Raw genomic sequence first — 20,558 nt, 5'->3', positions numbered from 1 at the left:
CAAGTCCATGATTAAATATAATTGTTTGATATTTTTATTTTTTAGCTGCATACCGTTAACGTTTACCAGCGCCCAAGCCGCCCAAGCCGCCCATGCTCACCACAAGTTGCAATCTCAAACTGACAGCACCACCACATGTACGCAAGAAGAGATAACCTGCGCCAAAACAGTGACCGCATCATTTGCCCCCAATGGTGATTTATGGCGTTTATGGTCGCACAACGACAGCCTCTATTTTCAAATATCACGGGATAAGGGCGTCACTTTTTCCACCGTTAGACGAGTGCCTATCGCTAAAGAGAGCATATCGGCACGTAATGAAAACCGTCCCAAGATAGCCTTTGACCAGTATCAGGGCGTGTACCTGTCGTGGGCGATGCCAAAAGCCAAAAAATACACCGCTGATATACGTTTTGCCTATTCCAAGGATTATGGAACCAGCTTTACCAAGCCGATAACCGTCAATAACGACAAGCTTGAAACCGGCCATAGCTTTAATGAAATGCAGGTCTCAGATGAAGGTGAAATCTCGCTAGTGTGGCTTGACGCTCGTTTAGCCCATCAAGCGAGATCACAGGGAAAGCAAACCAATGGTTCAGCCCTATACCTTGGCAAGGCAAACTACCGCAAGCAGCAACCGACTTTTACTAATCAAGCATTAGCCAACAGTACCTGCGTGTGTTGCCGCATAGCCCTCGATACTAGTAGTCAGGGTGAACTCGCGATTTTATGGCGACATATTTATGGCGATAATATTCGAGAGTTTGCATTACTGACCCTTGCTCAAGATGAAAACACACCGCTTACTCCCTACCAAATAAGCCATGACCACTGGCAAATTGATGGTTGCCCACATCAAGGTGGCGGGCTCAGTATTGATAAACATAACCGATATCATATGGTGTGGTTTAACCAAGGAGACTTAGGTAAGGGAATTTTTTATGCATCAAGCCTAGATCAGGGCAAAACCTTAACCAAGCCTGTGAGCATTGGTGAACAATCGGCGCAAGCTGCACATCCCCATATCGACACGCTTGGTAACAAGGTCAACATAGTCTGGACCCAATTCAATGGCATTGAGCATCAACTCTGGCACCAATACTCCGATGACAATGGTCAATCATTTAGCCAACCTAAGTTATTAACCACAGCAACTGCAGGCGCCGATCGGCCATTTATTATCACCAATAACAAGATGAGCTTTGTCTCTTGGCATCGATTGAAGCAAAGTCACTGGATACAAGCATTATGAATAGCCTACAACAACGCCTGCTCACTTTATTCATCTGCACAGTGTTCAGCACACACTATGCCCATGGGACTTCATCGGTATTCAATAAGACACAACTTACAACGATTAAAGCGCAAAACATGGGGAAAAGATGGCTAATGTTGTTGTGGTCTGTCGACTGCCCGCCCTGTTTTAAGGAGTTGGCAAGCATTCAAAAACTAAAACAGAGATTAAAACAGAAACATCTCCAGCTCAACGTGGTGCTGGTCAATACCGATGCCAATGAAGAGGCACTGGCAGAGCAGTTTAAGATCATACAAGAGTTTCAACTCGATGATTTTCCAAACTTTCATTTTGCAGAAGATCAAGGGGATCAAAATCGCTTCCTTATCGATCCCCACTGGTATGGCGAGCTACCTCGAAGTTATTTTGTGACCAGGGATGGCGAGTTCCACGGTAAAAGTGGCGTTATCAGCCAATCCATTTTAGTCCGCTGGTTAATAGAGTAGGGTTATTAGTGCATAATAACGGTTAATGCTAGATTGAGGTTCATTGATATCTACCATTATTTTTGCTCGTATTTGAGTGAGTACTTTTAAATTTTCATTCCTGTGCACTTAACTCTGATTTAGCTTTAATTGGTCGGGTTAATGACCTACTTATTTACCCAAAGTTAGCTAGCCTTCAAATGAAGCCTTATTGCATTTTCTGGTTTAGCTTCTGGCTGAGCTCGTATTAGGTGGGTTGTTGAAAGTCTGAGATTCATCGTGATCTATCGCTTACAGCGTGCTTATGTGTAGACGCTTCTACGAAACGCCGCAAGTACGCTCCCTGTAGGCTCGACGATGGCATCCCTGCCATCAACGTTCGGAGCCGCATCCACACTAGATAATTCACAAGAAGGCTATCTCTTCGATTTAACCATTAGCTCATTCACTGCGATCTCTTTGTTTTACACTTCACGTTTGCCATTGCGGGCTGCAAACAAGTTGTGTAAATTCAGTAAGATGAAAGTATGCAACTGAGTTTTGTCCGAATGTGTATTGAACACAATTTAACTTTATATGTCTCAATGCGTTGTATTAATGAGGTTTTTATTAATAATTCCTGTGCACACTTTCCCCAGAGGACTTGGCAAAACGCGCAAGTCGTATATACAAATGTTAAGTGGCATGAAGGATATGAAAATTAGCAAATTTGAAGAACAATATCTGGCTTTGTCGAATCAGGAAGAAAAGTTCTTAATAGAGCTTTTATTTGAACTAACAATTTCATATCGTGCAATCAGCATAGAATACAAAGAAAACGATATTACTTACGCTCTTAAACAAGTGAATGAACTGAATCACCGAATTTTAAATAGATTACGTGATTTAAAGAATGAAGAACCTTGGAGTACAAAGGAGGAAACAGTTGAAATGATTAATCATCATATTAAACTAGCACCTTATATTTCTGGATGGGTTGGCACTGCAGCGAGTAAGGCTTTCTCTCGTGTCAGCGCTTAACAAGACCATGCAATCTGACTCCGCAACCTGTCACGCTTTGTGCGTGCCGCACAAAGACGCGCCAGGCTTCTACGCAGTTGATGGTGGCGTTATAGCTCTCAAGGAAAGTATGCGTAGAATTCTCGTTTTGTTATCAATCATGCTAACTTCAGCGTGTACAGCAAAAACTGAAAACATGTCTCAATATTATCCTGAACATGTTGTCGGTAGTTTTTATCTTACTGAAGATATGGCTTTATTTGAAAGTAGCGAACACAACTACAGTTTTGTTAAAAATGCGCTTGCGCTCCAATCAGATTGTTGTACAAATGGAAAACAATTAGCCCTTTTACCTAAAGGCACGAAAGTACAAATTAACAATGTTCTTAGGTACGTTAAATATACCAACGATTGCAACGAGGCTGTTGGTAGCGTACAAATTAATGGCAAAGAAGTGGACTTTGAATTTTTTATAAACTGTAATTATCAGGGTATAAAAGTAGCAAAAGATCTACCGTGGAAACGAGAACCATAACAAACGACTATGCCGTCAATAACTTATTTTCACCTGTATTCTCATCCCACATGACGCCATCTCTTAACGTGCTAATAAATAAGTCGTAGTGAATTAAGCCAAAAGCTATTCACCACGGAGAGAAGCAACAACCATTAAGCCTTTATCTTTTGAATTTATAGCAGCGAGGCACGAAGTGCCGTAACTAGCAGGCAAAGCCCGTCCTATCGGCACTAACCAAAGACAAAGCTATTCACCACAGAGGGCCACGGAGAAAAGCAATAGCCATTAAGCCTTTATCTCTTGATTTTATCGCAGCGAAGCGCTCTAGCTATGAGCTTACGAACGTCCTCGAAGGCACAAAGTGCCACCCTAGTAGGGCGCGAAGCCCGCCCTTCTCAGCTTGACTAGCAGTGAGCCTGCGAACGTTCTCGAAGGCATTAGGTGCCGCTCTCGCTACAGCTTAAGACAACTTCTTGATCATGCGCTTTAGCGCAATAGCCTTCACCGGTTTGCGCACAAATCCAAAGCCTGCCGAGCTGGTGTGTTGGCGCACTTGCTCTGACGGGTCGGCGGAGCAGATGACGCAGCTTGGTGGCTTGGTAACAAACGCACTATGGCTAGACAGTATGCCTTGGGTTAAATCGACACCATTGTGGTCATCGTCTAGATGATAATCTGCGATGATAAGTTTAGGGGATTGTGCATCAGGTGTTCCCTGTTCAAGTAGGCTTATTGCGCTTACTTCATCTTTGGCGGCGAGGACCTTGCATCCCCACTCTGTCAGTTGTGATGAGATGGCTTTGAGCATCAACTCGTCGTTGTCTATCACCAGCACTGTGATATTAAATTGAGTCTTGCTCGATTGACTCTCATCAAATGGAAAACTGACGATATTGCTGCGACGTTTTTGCTTGGCAACTCTAGGCACCTCGATGGCAAAACAGGTACCTTTACCAACCACCGAGTGTAGGGATATGTTAAGATTGAGCAGCTTGGCGATACGATCTGAAATAGCCAAACCTAGCCCTAAACCTGGCACTTCTCGTGTCTGCTCTAACCGCTCAAACTCACCGAAGATGGCTTGCTGTTTATCAACAGGAATACCTGGGCCATTGTCCCAGATCTGAATCGAAAGGTGCCCTTTAAAACGTCTCACACCCAGTATCACCTTAGGTTTAAAATTTGCTTTATTGGACATATTTTCTAAGTCATTAGCGCACTGAGTTAACATCCCAGCTGGTGAATAATGAAAGGCGTTAGAGAGAAAGTTTTGAATAATGCGCCTTAACATACGCTGATCTGTGTCGACAAAACAGCTAGAAAACTGATAGTTAAAATCGATATCCGCTTGCTTAGAGAGCGCACTGAATTCGTTTGTTAACGTCGCTAATAGATCATCAATAGCAAAATGGCTTTGCTCCACTTTCTGTGGACTGCCATCAAGCCTAGATATCTCCACCAGATCAGATAACAGATTCTCCACCACATTGAGGGAGTCTTCAATATGCGCGGCAAGATCCTTAAGTTCAGTGGATTTCACTCGCTGTTTCAACATATCGGTAAACAGAGTCAATGCATTAAAGGGTTGCATCAAGTCGTGACTAGCTGCAGCTAAAAAGCGGGTTTTAGAACTGTTAGCCGCTTCAGCTTCTGCCTTAGCTTTGGCCAATTCATGGGTGCGACTCTCAACCCGTTTTTCTAAGGTTTCGTTGGCTTGCTGCAGTGCTTTCTCGGCTTGAATATGCGCGGTAATATCAGAAAAAGTGCTGACAAAACCTCCTCTAGGCATAGCTTGACCACGGATCTCCAATACAATGCCGTTGGGCAAGGTGCGTTGGAAGTGATGGCCATTACCCGAGCGCATATGTGCGATTCGTCGTGCAACCAGATTATTGGCCTCATCCCCTGTTATCACCCCACGCTCGATATTAAAACGGATTAATGCTTCGATGGGGAGCCCTGCTTTAACGAAGTGTTCAGGATACTCAAGCAGTTCTATATATCTTTGATTCCAGGCCACCAAACGCATATCGGCATCGACCACACTGATCCCCTGCTCGATATTCTCGACCCCAGATTGCAACAGTTCACGGTTAAATTCGAAGATCTGACTGGCTTCATCGACAATGCTCACCACATCTTCAAGGGGAACTTCTTGTGAAAATGAGGCGGCTTTCATCACCATGCGAGTCGATGCAGATCCCAACACGCCGGACAGCTTTAAACGGGTATATTCCACCAGCTTGTCATTTTTACTCTGGCCTTTACCACTGATTTTGCTGTCATTGATAAGATGACTCTCTAGTTCACGCCCCTCTTCCAACTTAGCAAACGCCAACAAGCCATCGGCTTCCTCTTTATCGATAAAGCGATGCAACAGACTATAGAGATCATCCAGCGTCAAGTGACGTTCAAACTGACTCTGAGTGCGATTTAAAAACAGCTCAGCTTGAATCGACTCACCGACACTGCGCCGCGTGAGCAGTGAAATTAACAAGTAACAAGCAAGATTGGCCGACAAACTATAAAAAACCCCATGGGTAATAGGATCGAGCCAGTCAAGGCCAAACAGGTTAGTGGGCGTTAACCAACTAATCGTAAAGGGGCCATGTAACACCCAGTTTGCATCGGAGAAAATAGTCGGTAAGAGCAAGGTATAGAGCCACAAGCCCGTACCGACAATCAAGCCAATAAAGGCACCATTGGAGGTGGCTTGTCGCCAAAACAGGGCACCGATGGCCGCGGGGGCAAATTGTGATAACAACACAAAAGAAAGCAGACCTATCCCCGCTAGGTGACTCTGTTCATCGATAAAACGATCAAAAGCAAAGGCGAACAGCAAGATTGCAGCGATGGATACCCGTCTAAGATTAAGCAGTACCCCCGCAAGTTGCGGTGTCTGCTGGGCATTAAACTTAGGGTGGCGCAATAGTAGCGGCGTTAATATCTCGGTGGAGATCATGGTACTAAGCACAATCGCCGCCACTATCACCATGGCGGTTGCGGCGGCTAGACCACCGACATAAACCACGATCCCCAACCAAGCTTGCTGGTAAAATAGCGGAATGGTCAGCACATAGGTATCGGCATCGACACTGCCACCGGGGAAAGTCAACTGACCTGCGATGGCGATGGGTAATACAAAAACATTGATTAAGATTAAATACAGGGGAAAGAGCCAACGTGCAGCCTTAAGCTCTTTTTCATGATGGTTTTCAATCATCATCATGTGAAACTCTTGGGGCAAGATAAAGATGGTTATCGCACCGAGAATAATTTGGATCAGCACAAAGTAAATTGAACTACTGTCGGTAACAGGTTTTAAACTCTCTTTTTGCAGGAGGAGATCACCAAAACCATCGAAGATAAAGAAGGTGGCGAAGATCCCCACCGCCGTCAGGGCAAACAGTTTCACCACTGAACTAAAGGCGATAGCGAGCACTAACCCCTGATTTTGTTTACTGGCAGCAATTTGCTGTGTACCGAACCAGATACTAAATACAATTAATACTAAGGTCACCACAAAGGCGGTACTTATTCCTGACTGAAAAGTGCCGGTAAGCAGATCGAAACTGGTGCTGATAGCTCTCAACTGCAAGGCAATATAGGGAATGGTTCCGAGTAAAGAAACAATGGCAATAGTCGCTGCAATTTTTGGCGAGCGATCATAACGACAAGCAATAAAATCGGCGATGGAAGTGAGATTCTGCGCCTTGATGATCTTAAGCATACGCAGCAACATGGGCCAGGCCAACACGAGGCAACAGATAGATCCTATGTAGATAGGGGCAAGCCAAGCCCCAGTTGTTGCCGCTTGACCCACTGTGCCGTAAAACGCCCAAGAGGTACAACTGACTCCCAGCGACAGACTGTATACCCATGGCCGACTAACCCACTGACTCTGAGCTTGTCCCTGTCCCCACTGAGCCACCACAAACAAGATCACCAGATAAGCGATAGAGATAAAGGTGATCAACCACGTATCTAACGACAGCCAAGCTAACACGCTCTCTCCTTCATCAAGTCTCCACCACTGCGGTTAACCCACCACATTATTATCTATAACTCTTTATCTATAAGAAGGGTGGTCGATGACATACATCATCGCCAACACACACTTACTTAACCATTTGATAAAGCCAGCATAACATGATGAGTCTGCCTATGTAGTGCACTAAGGTAGTACTTCTTTATTCATATCCATCAGATAACCTAAGTTTCAGTATTCACATATGATTTGAAGCTTAACTCTATGAAGATAACCAATAAATACCTAGTAGAATCCCTTGTTTTCTTTAGCTATGTCTTGTTTGCTATGGCTTGGGTCGGTGGCACCGCCAGCATGGATCAGATCATGGCCTCCATGCATATTGACAGTCTGGCCTCCGCTAGCTTTATCAGTGGCGCGGTAACGATTGCCAAGATAGTCGGCACCTTTGGTGCGGCCTGGATAACCATTAAATTCGGGGTTAAGTATGCCTTTTTAATTGCCAGTTTATTGATTGTCTCAGGCTTAATGACTCCGTTTGCACCTAACTATGAATTCCTGCTGATCAGCCGCTTTTTAATGGGACTCGGTGGTGCATTTATGATTGTCTACTTCAATCCCATAGTAATGCAGTGGTTTACTCCTGAAGAGCGCCCTGTGATCAATGGCATCAACGCGGTCGCCTTTAACGTCGGCACCGCCATCATCCTGTGGTTTATGGCCGACATCAACGCATTAACTGGCAGTTGGCAAAGCAGCTTAATGCTATTTTCTCTGTCGAGTCTGGTATTAGCCATTGCCTGGTTATTGGTCAAATTCGAGACCTGCAGCGCCGCTGACGCGCAAGCTGCGAATAGTGAAATCCATTACAGCTACATGGATGGCTTAAAAGATAAGTTCAACTGGGCCTACGGCTTTACCTATTCAGGGCTACTCTCTTTCTATATCTGCCTATTTACTTTCTACCCAAATGCAGGGATCAGTCAAAGCAAATGGGTCATTGGCTTCGGCATTGTGGGGACGATTGCAGGTATATTCTACAGCAAGCGTAAGCCACTGCGACTGCCGGTTATCCGCTTCTCTGGAGCCATCATCACCTTGACCATCTTTGGCCTGTCGTTTAGTCATGATATGTGGATACAAACACTGTCAGCCATTACGTTAGGCTTCTTTATCTTCTTCCCCGTGACTGCATTGGTGACGATTCCCCACGAATTGCCAAAAATGACGGGACAGAAGATCACTGTGGTATTTAGCTTGTTCTACTCTATTAGTTATCTGTTCTCCACCTTGGTTTTATGGCTATTCGGCAAGTTAGTCGACATCAATGGCGGTGACTATTCCGCATCATTTATCTTAATAACACTTATCAGTACCACCTTCTTCATTGGCAGTTATCTCCTGCCGGAAACTGGCAAAGTTAAGGAGATAACACCATGCGAGGCATAATTTCCCCTAAGCTTGAAGGCTTCCTTGAACAAGCCAATACCGCTCTAGCCGAGTCGAAACGCAACAAGGTTGAATGGACCCCTACATTGATACGCGGCAATCTAGATAAACTGGCCGCCTTAATGAGCGAGTCAGTAGCAGTCGAATTTATCGAAAATAGAGCCTTTGAATATGAAGGTCGCCAACTACAAGCTCGAGTTTATAGTCCCGCCCCCGATGAGAAACTGCCGGTAATATTGCACTTTCATGGTGGCGGCCACATGTGTGGCAGTGTTGAGCTTTACGATCCTATCAGCAGACACTTGGCCAAAACGGCCCATTGTGTGGTGATCTGTGTTGAGTATCGTTTAGCACCCGAGCATCCTTATCCCGCTGGCATTCATGATTGTCAGCACGCGTTGATCCACTACAAGCAAGTACTGGAAAATATTGGTCATAACGATACGGTCGCCATTGTCGGTGATAGCGCCGGCGGTGCAATTTGCACCACGCTCACCATGAACAGTTTGAAAAACAGCGCCATAAAAATCGACAAGCAGATCCTTATCTATCCCAGCGTTGACTACACCATGAGTAGTCCTTCAATGCAGAGTAACGGCACGGGCTTTTTGCTGGAACAGGACAAAATACGTTGGTACTTTCAACAGTATTTTATCGACAGTTTGAGATCTGATGCAAAATCAATCCCCAGTACAAACTCAATCACTAACGCAAATTCAGAACAAGGCGTTAGCCACGAACAAATCATCAAACAAGCTTCACCGTTATTCGGCCCCTTCTCTAACAAGATGCCTGAAACCCTAATTTTCACCGCTGGTTGTGATCCCCTTAGAGATGAGGGTCTAGCCTACGCCCACGCGCTACACGAAGCTGGCGTCAAAGTGGAACACCACCAATTCGACGGTTTAATCCACGCCTATATGCTCCTCCACGACCTCGTCAAAGATGAATGCCAGCAAACCTACGCTCACATCAGCGAGTTTATGAAATAACCCCCTCTAACAAGCCACCCATTATAAACCAATGGGTTACCTCCCCCATGTACTGCGAACGATCATTTAAACTTGATTTTTATAACGAAGGGTAGAGAAACCGATAGAAGCAGACTGGAAATAGACAAATCTTATCCAGTTTGGCCAAATTAGTTGAATTTATAAGAATGTCAGATACAAGAATTCGCCACTTTCTTGATGGGAGTTTTACCTAAAATTAATCGATAGATAACTGCAATTTATCTAACCAGATAACAGTAACGTACCTGTCTTAAGCTGAGTTTAACCACTTTTGACAACTGGATATGCCATATCGTCTTTTCAAGCCAACATGTTCTGTAAATTCGGTTAAATGCTCAGGAGTTCCGACCGCTCCTTTAAACACTCTTCCAAATTCGCGGGTGAGATATATCCAATTCTCACAAGGAAGATGCAGACGATTCAAAATAGCTATAGTATGTGAATCAATTGAGCCCGCTTTATCTGCTCGAATAATTCTACCAGTACAGTCAACAAGTTCGAGGTAGTCTTCAAGTTGGTATTGCAACAAAGTACTATGAACGACCTCTATAGAAACCTCCCCTTCCTTGAACTTCATCAACTCACTTGGCTGACTCCCTACCATGGCAGATTTAACTCTTCGCCTAATACTCGTATATTCAGATTCTTCTGGAGTTTTAGCTATTTGTGCTCGAATAGGATTGAGATCAACATAGGCCATACAAGTTAATAGAGCTGCTTCATCAAGTAAGGCTTGAGATTTGAATCTCCCCTCCCAGAAACGACCTGTACACCTATCTTCTTTGTTAGCTTTCCTCGCTATAGGCTCATTTAAAGAGCGCATAAACCAACTTATATCCATAAGCCTCTGTTTATACTTCTCCGATGTTTTCTCTACTGTATCTAATTGAAACTTACTTAGTTGTTCATGATTTATATATTGCTGAGTAAGTACCTTTAAAAATCTGATGCCAGCGTGAAAGCACTTCCTGCATATTCCATGATTTAGCCTTAGTCACATCGACATGAAGAACGATATGAAGGTGATTATGCATGACAGCATAAGCACAAATATCAATGGCATAAACTTGCGAAAGTTGCAGAATTCTATCTTCTACCCATTTTCGTCTATGTTCATAGCTCTTTCCAGTACTCTCATCTACTCCGCAAAGAAATGCCTTACGAACGACTCGACTAGAAATATTATAGTATTCAGTATCTAACAAACTTATTTGATGTTCTCTTGGTTTTGGCATTACAACCACCTTTCTACCCATTACTTAATCATTTAAGTCTAGTTAAGAATGATTGAACTGCATTAGCTTTAATGGGTGGCCTGATAAAAGAGATGGCCTGATAAAAGAGGTGTGATAAAGGAAGATGAAGCCAGTATTAGAATTACTGGCTTGTGGATTAGAGATGATACATTGGCTTAGTTTGCCTTGTTACGGGCAACTGCCTATGACGAAGTAGCTATTATTGGTTTCGGCCAGTGTTGTTGAGTAAAACACATTATAAAGACCCATGTTTGCGCCAGAACCGAGGGCAAATACGTAGTAACCATTCGTGATGGCTCGTCCCGCTTGAACGTGAGCATAATTACTGGTTGTTGATTCAGTGCACTGGAACACTTCACCATCAGGTGTTGAATCACACACATTGCCTATACCATCACCATCATTATCGGCTTGATCCCCATTGGCTGTATTAACACAGTTATCACTACTATCAGCAATACCATCATTATCGCTGTCTGGTGTTCCAGCTCCTCCGCCAATACATGCCTGTATAGGCCCGGCACAGGTTGCAGCACCATCAGCGACCCATTGACACAGGTTGGTACCGGCTGGATACTCTCGCATAGTGAAATCTGCAGTGCCAAATGCTAGATAACATGCAGAGTAGCCAACACCCCAAGCGATATGGCCCTGATTAATATGCAAGTTGTAATCACCTGTAATTCCGGCATCGATAGTGAACACAACCAAATCACTACTCGATAGGCCACTTAAGTCGGTTGCGACTACAGTGGCAATTTGACTGCCACCAGCCAGATTGCATCCCTCTGCCGAATATTGCTGGCCATTACTGGTGTTTACAACACTGGCGTCGACATTAACGCCATTAGCAAAACCGACTGTCACCAATACTAGATTTTGATTGATATCAAGTACTAGACCTGTGATGGTCGCACACTGACCAGAGATAGCAGCGCTGATCCCACTTAACTGGGGAGGCGTAGCCTCGGGTTCTGGGCCGACACGCACAGAAATCAATGCCTCATCCCCCGCTTTGGACTCATTGTCTATTGCGATTGCTGATACCGAGTAAAGGCCGTCAATCAATGTCGCTGTTGATGCGCTAAAACTGTCATCAACAGTTGAAATCTGAGTGTTAATACTCTCAACCAACTCAGGTGTTCCTGAACCTAATCGATAAATCTTTAGATCCACCCTGCTGACACTGCCTTCACTGTCGATAGCTGTGCCCGTAATTAGCAGCGATGAAGCATTGTTTACCACGGTTAAATTCGTTAATAGCGGGCCTGTATTCCTGTCGACTCTCCTATTATTATCACTAAAAAACTGACCGAGATAAGTGGCAAAATTAATACTGTTAGCGGCAACATAATCCCCAGATGCTCCAGCGCCACCAGACCAAGAATGATCCAGTCCATCGAACCAAAGCATACTAACGCGCTTATCACTCCACAGAGTTTCTTGCGCCGTATGACCACTGCCATCACTCAAATTATTACTGCCTGATACCTGTGACACTCCATACACAAGAGCAAAACCATCGGCATTTTGCTGGTTATAACAGCTATTAACGGTAGTATCAGCAGCGCCATGGCCTATCACCGCCAGTTGCGTGGCAAAATGGTTTTTATAACTGCCAGCATAACCTTCACAGCGAGACTTAAACGTGGGTGCAGTAACCGACTCACAGGTGGTGATAGCACCATTTGAACTCGTGCCTATTGTTGGTCCAGCACTAGATGCGACTCCGGCAAAAACCTCCGGTGCGACGCAAGCAGTTTGCGCTGCCATCGCCCCACCCGATGAAAGCCCAGCAATATAAATCTGCTTAGGATCTATGTTGCGGCTGACATCGCCACTCATGGTATTGGCTAGGCTTATCAAGTTCTTATAACCCCCTGAATTTCGATTGATACTGCCTTGCCAGTAGGACCAACAACTATAACCTGCCTTATTCATCGCATCAGGAACGGCGATCACCATCCCATGGGCCTCAGCCGCTTGCTCTAAATTGGCAGTGAGGTAGTTGTTGATGGGTTGCACGCAACCGTGGAGCACAATCAGTAGCGACTTTCCCTGTCCTATGGTTGATACACCATCTGGTGTATAGATATGCACATTATTAAAGCCACCTATGGTGACATCTTGTTGCCAGGAGCCAGCACTAGCAGAGCCGACGCACAGACCTAATATGACCAAAAGCCACAAGCTAATAAGAGGTTTCTTTGCCTTTATCCATTTCATGTTATCACCTTCACTGATTGCGTAAAAAACAGACTGTGCAAACAAGCTAAGGAAATAACATCTGATTGGGTATGGGCCTTTAGGGGTAGTTCAGTATCGGCTAATTTCCATGTAATGGACAAGTAACGATGGCAAAGACAAGGACAAGAAAAGCTTATATCCATTATTGATTTGTAACGTATTTGCTATCTAGTTGCTTCAATAGTGAATACTTTAGTATGATGTTGCCTTTTCGACATAAAATGTCAAAAAAATTACTCAATACGAACTCGTCAACAGACTCAACTAACCACTAGAGGACATTATGCTAACTAAAAAAAATCTTCTTACTACAGCCCTCACTACTTCAATCAGCATTGCACTATTTAGCGGTTTTTCCGCACAAGCAGAAACATTTAACTTCGTCGAACATCACAACGCCAAAGCAGCAGAAACACTTGTGGTTTTTCAAGCTGGCAAACAGATTTCTAGCGACCTAGCACGTCTCGATAAATTATCTAATCAGCAGATATCAAAAGCCTTAGCCCTTAAAGTCTTTAACGGTGAAAGCAAACAAGTGGTTGAAATCTTAATGCCCAATGGCATAGAGGCTAAACGTCTTGTGGTGATTGGCTTAGGTGACGTAACTAAATTGAATGCTGGCCAAGTCAATAAGCTAGGCGCCTCAGTAACAGCACATTTCAGTAAGAGTACGTCGCGAAATATCGACATACTCACGAACGGGATCAGCGACTCAAACAGTAACGCCAGCTTTGCATCTGAACTTGCTCACGGCATCAATTTACGCGCTTATCAGTTTGATAAGTATCTATCTGAGAAAAAACCTGCAGAGAAGAGTTACACCATTAAGGTCGCAGAACCAGCCAAGGCTACAGCGAGTTACCAGCAGCTATCAGCCATTGAGCAAGGCGTATTTCTAGCCCGGGATCTCATCTCTGAAGTGCCAACCGAGATGACTCCAGTTCACTTTGCCGCAGCGGCAAAAGAACTTAACAAGCTTGGGGTAAAAATCACTATTTTAGAGCCTAAAAAGATTAAACAGCTCGGCATGGGCGCACTGCACGCCGTCGGACGAGGCTCACAAGAGGGGGCTCGTCTGGTTATCGCTCACTGGCAAGGCAATGACGACGCACCGATTGCGCTCGTAGGTAAAGGGATCACCTTCGATTCTGGCGGCTATAACATCAAGGCAACGGGTGATTCTATCTCACGCATGAAATCTGACATGGCAGGCGCAGCTGCAGTGCTTGGTACCGTTAAAGCGATGGCCATTCAAAAGGCCGATGTTAATGTCGTTGCCGTGATGGCGATGGCGGCGAACATGGTGTCTGAAACCGCTTTTGCCCCAGGTGATGTAGTCATGACCGCTGAAGGATTAAGTGTCGAAGTGCTAAATACTGATGCCGAAGGGCGCTTGGTACTGGCCGATGGTCTCTGGTATGCCCGTGAGTTCTATCAGCCTCAAGTGATGATCGATGTCGCTACTTTAACTGGTTCAAAAGTGCGCGCTTTAGGTAAACGTTACACGGGTTTATTCAGTGACAACGATACACTCGTCAATGAACTCACGGTATCGGGTCTGGCAGTCGATGAGAAAGTCTGGCGTCTGCCTCTGGCCTATGAAGATCTGCTAAAGAGTCCTATTGCCGATCTTAAAAATGCCGGTTACGGCGGACCGGGGGCAACGACAGCAGCTGTTTTCTTAAAACAGTTCACTGGTGAGACTAAATGGGCTCACTTAGATATAGCAGGTAGCGCTCTTACGTCAAAAGATGTGGGCATTACACCCGCGGGTGGTACTGGTCACGGCGTGCGTCTGCTGAGTCACTGGATTATGAACCTAGACAAGTAAGCCCAACGGTTGCACATTAATTTAAGCCTAAATGAGCAAAGCCCAGTAGTTTCTGGGCTTTAACAATAAAAGATTCTGAGCACCCTCGACTCAATGACTAGCAATTATTGAGCTGTCCAAGCGCCGTCCATCGGCAGCGAGGAGCCCGTGATCCCACCAGCACTATCACTGCACAGGAACAGCACAAATTCACCAATTTGTCTCGGGGCTAACATCTCCGGCAGAGGCTGTTTAGCAGTCACTAGTTGATATTTAGCATCATCGAAACTCATCTGTTTTTGCGAGGCGATCTCAGAGATTTGATGATTAATCAGTGGTGTATCTACCCAGCCTGGGCAGATAGCATTGACCGTTATTGCCTGTTCAGCACACTCCAGTGCCACCACCTTGGTCAGGCCAATAATACCGTGTTTAGCGGCGCAGTAAGCCGACTTATTAACCGATGCGACTAAGCCATGGACTGAAGCAATATTGATGATCCTGCCCCAGCGATTTTCACGCATACCCGGCAGAGTTTTTTGAATCGTGTGAAAAGCCGAAGAGAGATTAATGGCAATGATATCGTTCCACTTATTCACAGGAAAGCTATCTACCCCTTGTGTATGCTGAATACCGGCATTGTTCACTAAGATATCTATGGTCCCGATTTTAGCGATGGCGCTATCCATAAATGCGGCAATTTTGTCACCGTCACGCAGATCCGCATTATCAAATAGCGTCTGTATTTTATAGCGTTCAGCAAAGTCCGCCGCCAAGGCTTGACCTTCAACATCGGTCATCAAACCGTGCAACACTAAATTGATCCCCTGCTCGGCTAGCACATGAGCGGTCGCTAATCCTATTCCACTTGTTGATCCCGTAATTAGGGCAACCTTTCCACTTAACATCCAGACTCCTTATGTTTGTCACGTAGGCAAACAAGTTCAAAATTAACATGTTCACCCATTGAGATTACTGCAATCCCCACCTAATTTAATTGGGACCTTAGTACCATAGGAGCGCGCTCGTTTTTGAGTAATAGTTAAAAAGAACAGAAGAATAGGTGGCTCATATAACCAATAGGAGATTCGATCATGTCAGGATTTAATAAGCTAGTGACGAGTTACGAAGAAGCGATGGCGGGACTTGAAGATGGCATGACCGTCATCGCCGGCGGTTTTGGCTTATGCGGTATCCCGGAAAACCTGATCCAAGAGATCAAGAACAAAGGGACTAAGGCGCTGACAGTGGTTTCTAATAACTGCGGCACCACTGAGCATGGTCTTGGCGTATTACTGCAGGGAAAACAGATCAAAAAAATGATCGCCTCCTACGTAGGTGAGAATGCTAATTTTGAAGCTCAGATGATGTCAGGCGAACTCGATGTCGAGCTAACGCCTCAAGGAACACTCGCCGAAAAGATGCGTGCTGCTGGTGCAGGCATTCCTGCATTTTATACGGCAACTGGTGTAGGTACTCTCGTCGCTGAAGGCAAAGACCTGCGAGAATTCAATGGCAGAGAGTACATACTGGAAGAGTCCATTAAAGGGGACTTCGCCATCATAAAAGCCTGGAAAGCCGACACTTTTGGCAATCTTGTTTATCGAAAAACGGCCCGTAATTTCAATCCTCTCGCCGCCACAGCAGGCAAGATCACCGTCGTGGAAGTCGAGGAGATCGTTGAACCCGGTGCATTAAATCCCGATGAGATCCACACACCAGGGATCTACGTTAACCGTCTAATTCAAGGACAGTTTACCAAAGTCATAGAGCAGCGCACCACGCGTCCCACGCCCTCGCCAACTGAATAATAAGGAGTTAGGTACTAGATATGACACTCACAAGAGAACAACTCGCCCAACGTGTCGCTCAAGAACTGCAAGATGGCTATTACGTCAACTTAGGCATCGGCATTCCCACCTTAGTGGCCAACTATATTCCACAGGACATTGAGGTAATGTTGCAATCAGAAAATGGTCTGCTGGGCATGGGGGAGTTTCCCACAGAGGAGGAGATAGACGCTGATTTGATTAACGCAGGTAAACAAACAGTCACGATGGCAACAGGCGCAGCAGTGTTTGATTCGGCCGAATCTTTTGCCATGATCCGTGGTGGCCATGTAGATCTCACCGTTTTAGGTGCATTTGAGGTCGATACTCAAGGTAATATCGCCTCCTATATGATCCCAGGGAAGCTCATCAAGGGCATGGGCGGCGCAATGGATTTAGTCGCCGGGGCTGACAATATTATCGTCACCATGACTCACGCTTCAAAACATGGCGTCTCTAAGCTTCTAACTAAGTGCACCCTACCGTTAACGGGTAAAGCCTGCATCAAACGGGTATTGACAGATCTGGCGCTTATCGAGATAAAAGAAGGCAAGTTTCATCTCCTTGAACGGGCACCCGGCGTCAGCGTCGAAACCATCATCAAGCTGACCGATGGTGAGATGGTAGTACCTGATAACGTACCAGAAATGGTATTTTAAAGAGATGATAGGACCTAGAACCTAGGTCCTAGGGATTTCTATAAAACCAACAAAATAGATTCTGAAATCAGTTCAGAATGCTAGCTAGGTTTTAAGTTGCTCTAATATTTTATCAGCTACACGAAACGCATTGGCATAGATGGTAAAGGTAGGGGTGACTGAGCCTCCATTGGGCATAAAACTTCCATCTGTGACATAAAGGTTGTCACAGTCATGTACTCGGCAGTTTTTGTCTAATACTGAGGTTTTAGGATCATCACCAAAACGACAACCACCCGCCACTAAGTTAGAGGTGGGCTGAGTAAATACATTGCCCCAAGCTTCATGGGCCCCCATGGCTTTCATCACTTCTACGCCGCGATCCACTAAGTATTGCGCCACCTTTTCATCATGGGAATGAAAACCCGCCCTAACTTTAGCAACACTCTGGCCCCAGCGATCTTTCTCCTGCGTATCCAAACTGACATAACATTCATCATTGGTTAGCCAATCGCAGAAGACCTCAAATTTGAAATCTTTCGACTGGGTAAAGTGAGATTTGATTTTCTGTTTCAGCTCAGTCCCCCACAGCAGATTATCTCCCTGCCACTTCAGATTCGACGTTGCTCCAGTAGGCGATGGCGGATCAAACACAAAGTCCAGAGTACCGCCTTTTATTGGTCTATCTGAGACCGTTTTATCATCTATCTCATACCAGTCTTGCAAAGCACGATTAAAGAAAGGACCGCGAACCTTAAGTTGCTCGGCTTCAAACGCTTTCAACTTATCCATCTCAAACACACCATGGCCAGTTCCTCCTGCGCAGCAATGCAGATTTTTTCCCACCTGCTGATGACGATTACCAATGCCATTTGGATGTTTGATTCCAGTGCTCATCAATAGCAGACGCGCACTCTCGATGGCGTAACAGGCCACCACAAACAACTTGGCGGTGACACGTTTCTCGCTATCGCCATCGGCTAGGTCAAAATAATCCGCTGACACAACCTTGCCGGATTCATCAGTATTGAGTCGATAAACCTTAGCCTGAGTGACAATCTCACAGTTGCCTGTTTTCACTGCACTGCCTAATAAAGCTGCCCGTGAACTAGCCTTCGCACCGGAGTGACAGCCGTAACTGCCGCAATAACCTGAATACTCACAACTGAGTCGACCATTAAATGGAATGGAGAGAATACCGCGGGCCATCGGCAATGGATGAAGCTTCAAACTCCTACAAGCGATATCAAAACGCTGAGCGACCGGATGTTCAGCTGTCGGCGGAAACGGAAAGTGCTTAGTCGAACGAGGCTCTAGCTGTGGATGATTGACTACCCTGCCAGAAACACCAATCACTTGCTCAACCTTAGCGTAATAGGGCTCTAACTCATCGTAACTAATTGGCCAGTCGACATTGTTTGCTCCCTCAATGGCGCCATATTCTGACACCAGCCTAAAATCTTGTGGCTTGAGACGATGAAAATAGGCACTCATAAAGTTAGTGGCACCACCAACAATATTGCCGCCCCAAAACTGCGATGTGGTATCCGATGACCAACTGCCATCACCATTGGGCTCTTCAAGCGTGTGGCGTTCATCCTTAAACTGAGAACGAAATACACTGTGACGACCTAACTGCTCATCTTTAAAAAAATCTTCCTCTTTAAACCACTTGCCCTTTTCCAACACTCCAACCTTAAATCCGGCTCTGGCGAGTTCATAAGCGATAGGCCCTGCCCCTGCACCGCTACCGACGATGCAGATATCAAACTGTTTGCTACTTTTCATCAAGGATTCACCGAACTGAAATCTAAATAGGTTTTGCCTTCCACTGGCCGAGGGAATCCTGGCTGATGTTCTAGCCATTGCCAGCCGATGCCATCAGTGTTACCACCGTAAACAGGATCTAACGTCAGGGATTCTAACAAGTAATAGAGCAGTAAAGAGAGCCAATTTTCACCGGCGCGGCTTGTCGATATCTGCTTAAGCACCAGATCTTGCTCACGAGCCCCTAGCTTGATGAAACTCTCGCCTTGGGTAGACTTGGCTAGCTCTTCTAACCAACCGACTCCCTGCAAAATAAAGGCTTTATCACCATCAGCTTTGTTGTCTGGATCTTCTAGCGCCCAAGTAAGGTAACGAAACGCGTTGAGATCCAGTGCCGAAGGTCCATCACCATCATCGGGAAATAGCTGCATCTGCACCGCTTCAACGACTGCTTGAGTGTGGACACTAAAACCTTCCTCATTAATAACGGTTTCATCTTCAAGCTTATCAGCTGCGATCACCACACAAGGTTTTGCGCCAATCAAACCTAATAACAGCACTGCTGCACCAGTCTGTCTTAAAAACGCCCTTCGATTGAGTCCGCAACAATAGGCACTGACTCGCTCTGGTTTATTAGACTCAGACTGCAATCCTTTGTCTGTTAACATACGTTCTCCTTGCTGCACCCTTCACTTGCTATTAATTCATCTCCTCCCTGATGAGCTATTTGATTCCATTGGGCTATATTGGCACTCAAAGTATCCGTGATGCCATCAACCTGCCTGATGACACCATTGATATCAATCAAAAAACCCGTTGGCGTGCCGAGCACACCATAGCGATGTGTCACCTCAGCATCATGATCAAAAGCTATCGGATAGTTAGTCGAGAAATGAAATTGAAACTGAGTAATGTCAGACAAAGAGTCACTCCAACTGGTATTTATCGCTAGCAGCTTAACCTGCTCACCATACAGGCCTTGTATCTCAACCAATTTAGGGGCCTTCTTCATACATGGACCACACCAAGTATTCCAAAAAATAAGGTAGACCGACTTGTCTTCATGATAATCGCTCAAGTTGAATTCGCTACCATCGAGCAGTTTGAGAGCAAAATCAGGCGCTTTCTCCCCCACAGATAAAGGTGCTGCAATCACTTGGGTACAGAGAATCCATAATGCAAAAAGCAAGCTGGTTTTTCCTCTAAGAAACTTTGTGTTCACCCTACTACCTCGATATTTGTCAATAAGAACATGTATTAGCAGACCGTAAGCTGGAGTAAAACAGTTCAAGATAAATCAGTTTTACATCTTTCATTGATTTAGAA

The 20,558-nt window shown here is 45.2% G+C and carries 15 protein-coding genes and 1 pseudogene; 9 read left to right on the top strand and 7 right to left on the bottom strand.

The window, feature by feature from the left end:
• Positions 1–7: 7 nt before the first annotated feature.
• The 4 genes from HWQ47_RS05920 (at position 8) to HWQ47_RS05905 (ending at position 3,253) form a co-directional block, all read left to right on the top strand.
• Complete coding sequence (locus tag HWQ47_RS05920) at positions 8–1,252, top strand: sialidase family protein (RefSeq protein ID WP_269970252.1); 1,245 nt, start codon at positions 8–10, stop codon at positions 1,250–1,252.
• A complete protein-coding gene (locus HWQ47_RS05915; protein ID WP_269970251.1) occupies positions 1,249–1,740 on the top strand; it encodes a redoxin family protein in 492 nt (163 codons plus the stop codon). The genes HWQ47_RS05920 and HWQ47_RS05915 overlap by 4 nt, the downstream gene beginning before the upstream one ends.
• A 672-nt stretch (positions 1,741–2,412) precedes the next feature.
• Entirely contained in the window at positions 2,413–2,739 is a 327-nt protein-coding gene (locus HWQ47_RS05910; RefSeq protein WP_269970250.1) for a hypothetical protein, read from the top strand.
• Entirely contained in the window at positions 2,726–3,253 is a 528-nt protein-coding gene (locus tag HWQ47_RS05905; RefSeq protein WP_269970249.1) for a hypothetical protein, read from the top strand. The genes HWQ47_RS05910 and HWQ47_RS05905 overlap by 14 nt, the downstream gene beginning before the upstream one ends.
• A 442-nt stretch (positions 3,254–3,695) precedes the next feature.
• On the opposite strand, the gene HWQ47_RS05900 is transcribed toward HWQ47_RS05905, so the two are convergent.
• On the bottom strand, positions 3,696–7,241 hold the full coding sequence (locus tag HWQ47_RS05900; RefSeq protein WP_269970248.1) for a hybrid sensor histidine kinase/response regulator: 3,546 nt from the start codon (positions 7,239–7,241) through the stop codon (positions 3,696–3,698).
• Between the two features lie 246 nt (positions 7,242–7,487).
• Between HWQ47_RS05900 and HWQ47_RS05895 the strand changes: the two genes are divergently transcribed.
• Together HWQ47_RS05895 and HWQ47_RS05890 are read left to right on the top strand one after the other, a co-directional pair.
• Positions 7,488–8,672 carry an MFS transporter gene (locus tag HWQ47_RS05895; protein ID WP_269970247.1) on the top strand — a complete coding sequence of 395 codons (1,185 nt, stop codon included), beginning with the start codon at positions 7,488–7,490 and terminating at the stop codon, positions 8,670–8,672.
• A complete protein-coding gene (locus tag HWQ47_RS05890) occupies positions 8,660–9,664 on the top strand; it encodes an alpha/beta hydrolase (RefSeq protein ID WP_269970246.1) in 1,005 nt (334 codons plus the stop codon). The genes HWQ47_RS05895 and HWQ47_RS05890 overlap by 13 nt, the downstream gene beginning before the upstream one ends.
• A gap of 271 nt (positions 9,665–9,935) precedes the next feature.
• Here the strand turns inward: HWQ47_RS05890 and HWQ47_RS28045 are convergent.
• Together HWQ47_RS28045 and HWQ47_RS05880 are read right to left on the bottom strand one after the other, a co-directional pair.
• Positions 9,936–10,920 (bottom strand): annotated as a pseudogene (locus HWQ47_RS28045) (transposase).
• 189 nt (positions 10,921–11,109) lie between these two features.
• Entirely contained in the window at positions 11,110–13,167 is a 2,058-nt protein-coding gene (locus tag HWQ47_RS05880; RefSeq protein ID WP_269970245.1) for an extracellular catalytic domain type 1 short-chain-length polyhydroxyalkanoate depolymerase, read from the bottom strand.
• 304 nt (positions 13,168–13,471) lie between these two features.
• Here HWQ47_RS05880 and HWQ47_RS05875 point away from each other — a divergent pair, with 304 nt between their 5' ends.
• Positions 13,472–15,019 (top strand): leucyl aminopeptidase, encoded by a 1,548-nt coding sequence (locus HWQ47_RS05875; RefSeq protein WP_269970244.1) that lies wholly within the window; start codon positions 13,472–13,474, stop codon positions 15,017–15,019.
• Positions 15,020–15,123: 104 nt separating this feature from the next.
• Here the strand turns inward: HWQ47_RS05875 and HWQ47_RS05870 are convergent, their stop codons facing one another.
• The gene (locus HWQ47_RS05870) at positions 15,124–15,906 is read right to left on the bottom strand and encodes a 3-hydroxybutyrate dehydrogenase (protein WP_269970243.1); all 783 of its coding nucleotides are present in this window, start codon (positions 15,904–15,906) and stop codon (positions 15,124–15,126) included.
• Between the two features lie 186 nt (positions 15,907–16,092).
• On the opposite strand from HWQ47_RS05870, the gene HWQ47_RS05865 reads away from it, so the two are divergent.
• Both HWQ47_RS05865 and HWQ47_RS05860 read left to right on the top strand, forming a co-directional pair.
• Complete coding sequence (locus HWQ47_RS05865; protein WP_269970242.1) at positions 16,093–16,809, top strand: CoA transferase subunit A; 717 nt, start codon at positions 16,093–16,095, stop codon at positions 16,807–16,809.
• A gap of 20 nt (positions 16,810–16,829) precedes the next feature.
• Complete coding sequence (locus HWQ47_RS05860) at positions 16,830–17,486, top strand: 3-oxoacid CoA-transferase subunit B (protein ID WP_269970241.1); 657 nt, start codon at positions 16,830–16,832, stop codon at positions 17,484–17,486.
• 84 nt (positions 17,487–17,570) lie between these two features.
• On the opposite strand, the gene HWQ47_RS05855 is transcribed toward HWQ47_RS05860, so the two are convergent.
• The 3 genes from HWQ47_RS05855 to HWQ47_RS05845 are packed head-to-tail and all read right to left on the bottom strand — an operon-like array spanning position 17,571 to position 20,454.
• Positions 17,571–19,253 carry a GMC family oxidoreductase gene (locus tag HWQ47_RS05855; protein WP_269970240.1) on the bottom strand — a complete coding sequence of 561 codons (1,683 nt, stop codon included), beginning with the start codon at positions 19,251–19,253 and terminating at the stop codon, positions 17,571–17,573.
• Complete coding sequence (locus HWQ47_RS05850; RefSeq protein ID WP_269970239.1) at positions 19,253–19,900, bottom strand: gluconate 2-dehydrogenase subunit 3 family protein; 648 nt, start codon at positions 19,898–19,900, stop codon at positions 19,253–19,255. Before HWQ47_RS05850 ends, HWQ47_RS05855 begins: the two co-directional genes overlap by 1 nt.
• Entirely contained in the window at positions 19,894–20,454 is a 561-nt protein-coding gene (locus HWQ47_RS05845; RefSeq protein ID WP_269970238.1) for a peroxiredoxin family protein, read from the bottom strand. Before HWQ47_RS05845 ends, HWQ47_RS05850 begins: the two co-directional genes overlap by 7 nt.
• Positions 20,455–20,558 lie beyond the last annotated feature (104 nt).

It is taken from the genome of Shewanella sp. MTB7 (assembly GCF_027571385.1).
Lineage (GTDB): Bacteria > Pseudomonadota > Gammaproteobacteria > Enterobacterales > Shewanellaceae > Shewanella.
Note: the sequence above shows the minus strand (reverse complement) of the source record. Positions and strands in the feature narration are given on the sequence as shown.

Excerpts from the sequence above, each read along its gene's own strand:
- HWQ47_RS05895 (WP_269970247.1), top strand. The coding sequence starts at position 7,488 with ATGAAGATAACCAATAAATACCTAGTAGAATCCCTTGTTTTCTTTAGC.
- HWQ47_RS05910 (WP_269970250.1), top strand. The coding sequence starts at position 2,413 with ATGAAAATTAGCAAATTTGAAGAACAATATCTGGCTTTGTCGAATCAG.
- HWQ47_RS05880 (WP_269970245.1), bottom strand. The coding sequence starts at position 13,167 with ATGAAATGGATAAAGGCAAAGAAACCTCTTATTAGCTTGTGGCTTTTG.
- HWQ47_RS05920 (WP_269970252.1), top strand. The coding sequence starts at position 8 with ATGATTAAATATAATTGTTTGATATTTTTATTTTTTAGCTGCATACCG.
- HWQ47_RS05865 (WP_269970242.1), top strand. The coding sequence starts at position 16,093 with ATGTCAGGATTTAATAAGCTAGTGACGAGTTACGAAGAAGCGATGGCG.
- HWQ47_RS05915 (WP_269970251.1), top strand. The coding sequence starts at position 1,249 with ATGAATAGCCTACAACAACGCCTGCTCACTTTATTCATCTGCACAGTG.
- HWQ47_RS05850 (WP_269970239.1), bottom strand. The coding sequence starts at position 19,900 with ATGTTAACAGACAAAGGATTGCAGTCTGAGTCTAATAAACCAGAGCGA.
- HWQ47_RS05855 (WP_269970240.1), bottom strand. The coding sequence starts at position 19,253 with ATGAAAAGTAGCAAACAGTTTGATATCTGCATCGTCGGTAGCGGTGCA.
- HWQ47_RS05890 (WP_269970246.1), top strand. The coding sequence starts at position 8,660 with ATGCGAGGCATAATTTCCCCTAAGCTTGAAGGCTTCCTTGAACAAGCC.
- HWQ47_RS05875 (WP_269970244.1), top strand. The coding sequence starts at position 13,472 with ATGCTAACTAAAAAAAATCTTCTTACTACAGCCCTCACTACTTCAATC.
- HWQ47_RS05870 (WP_269970243.1), bottom strand. The coding sequence starts at position 15,906 with ATGTTAAGTGGAAAGGTTGCCCTAATTACGGGATCAACAAGTGGAATA.
- HWQ47_RS05860 (WP_269970241.1), top strand. The coding sequence starts at position 16,830 with ATGACACTCACAAGAGAACAACTCGCCCAACGTGTCGCTCAAGAACTG.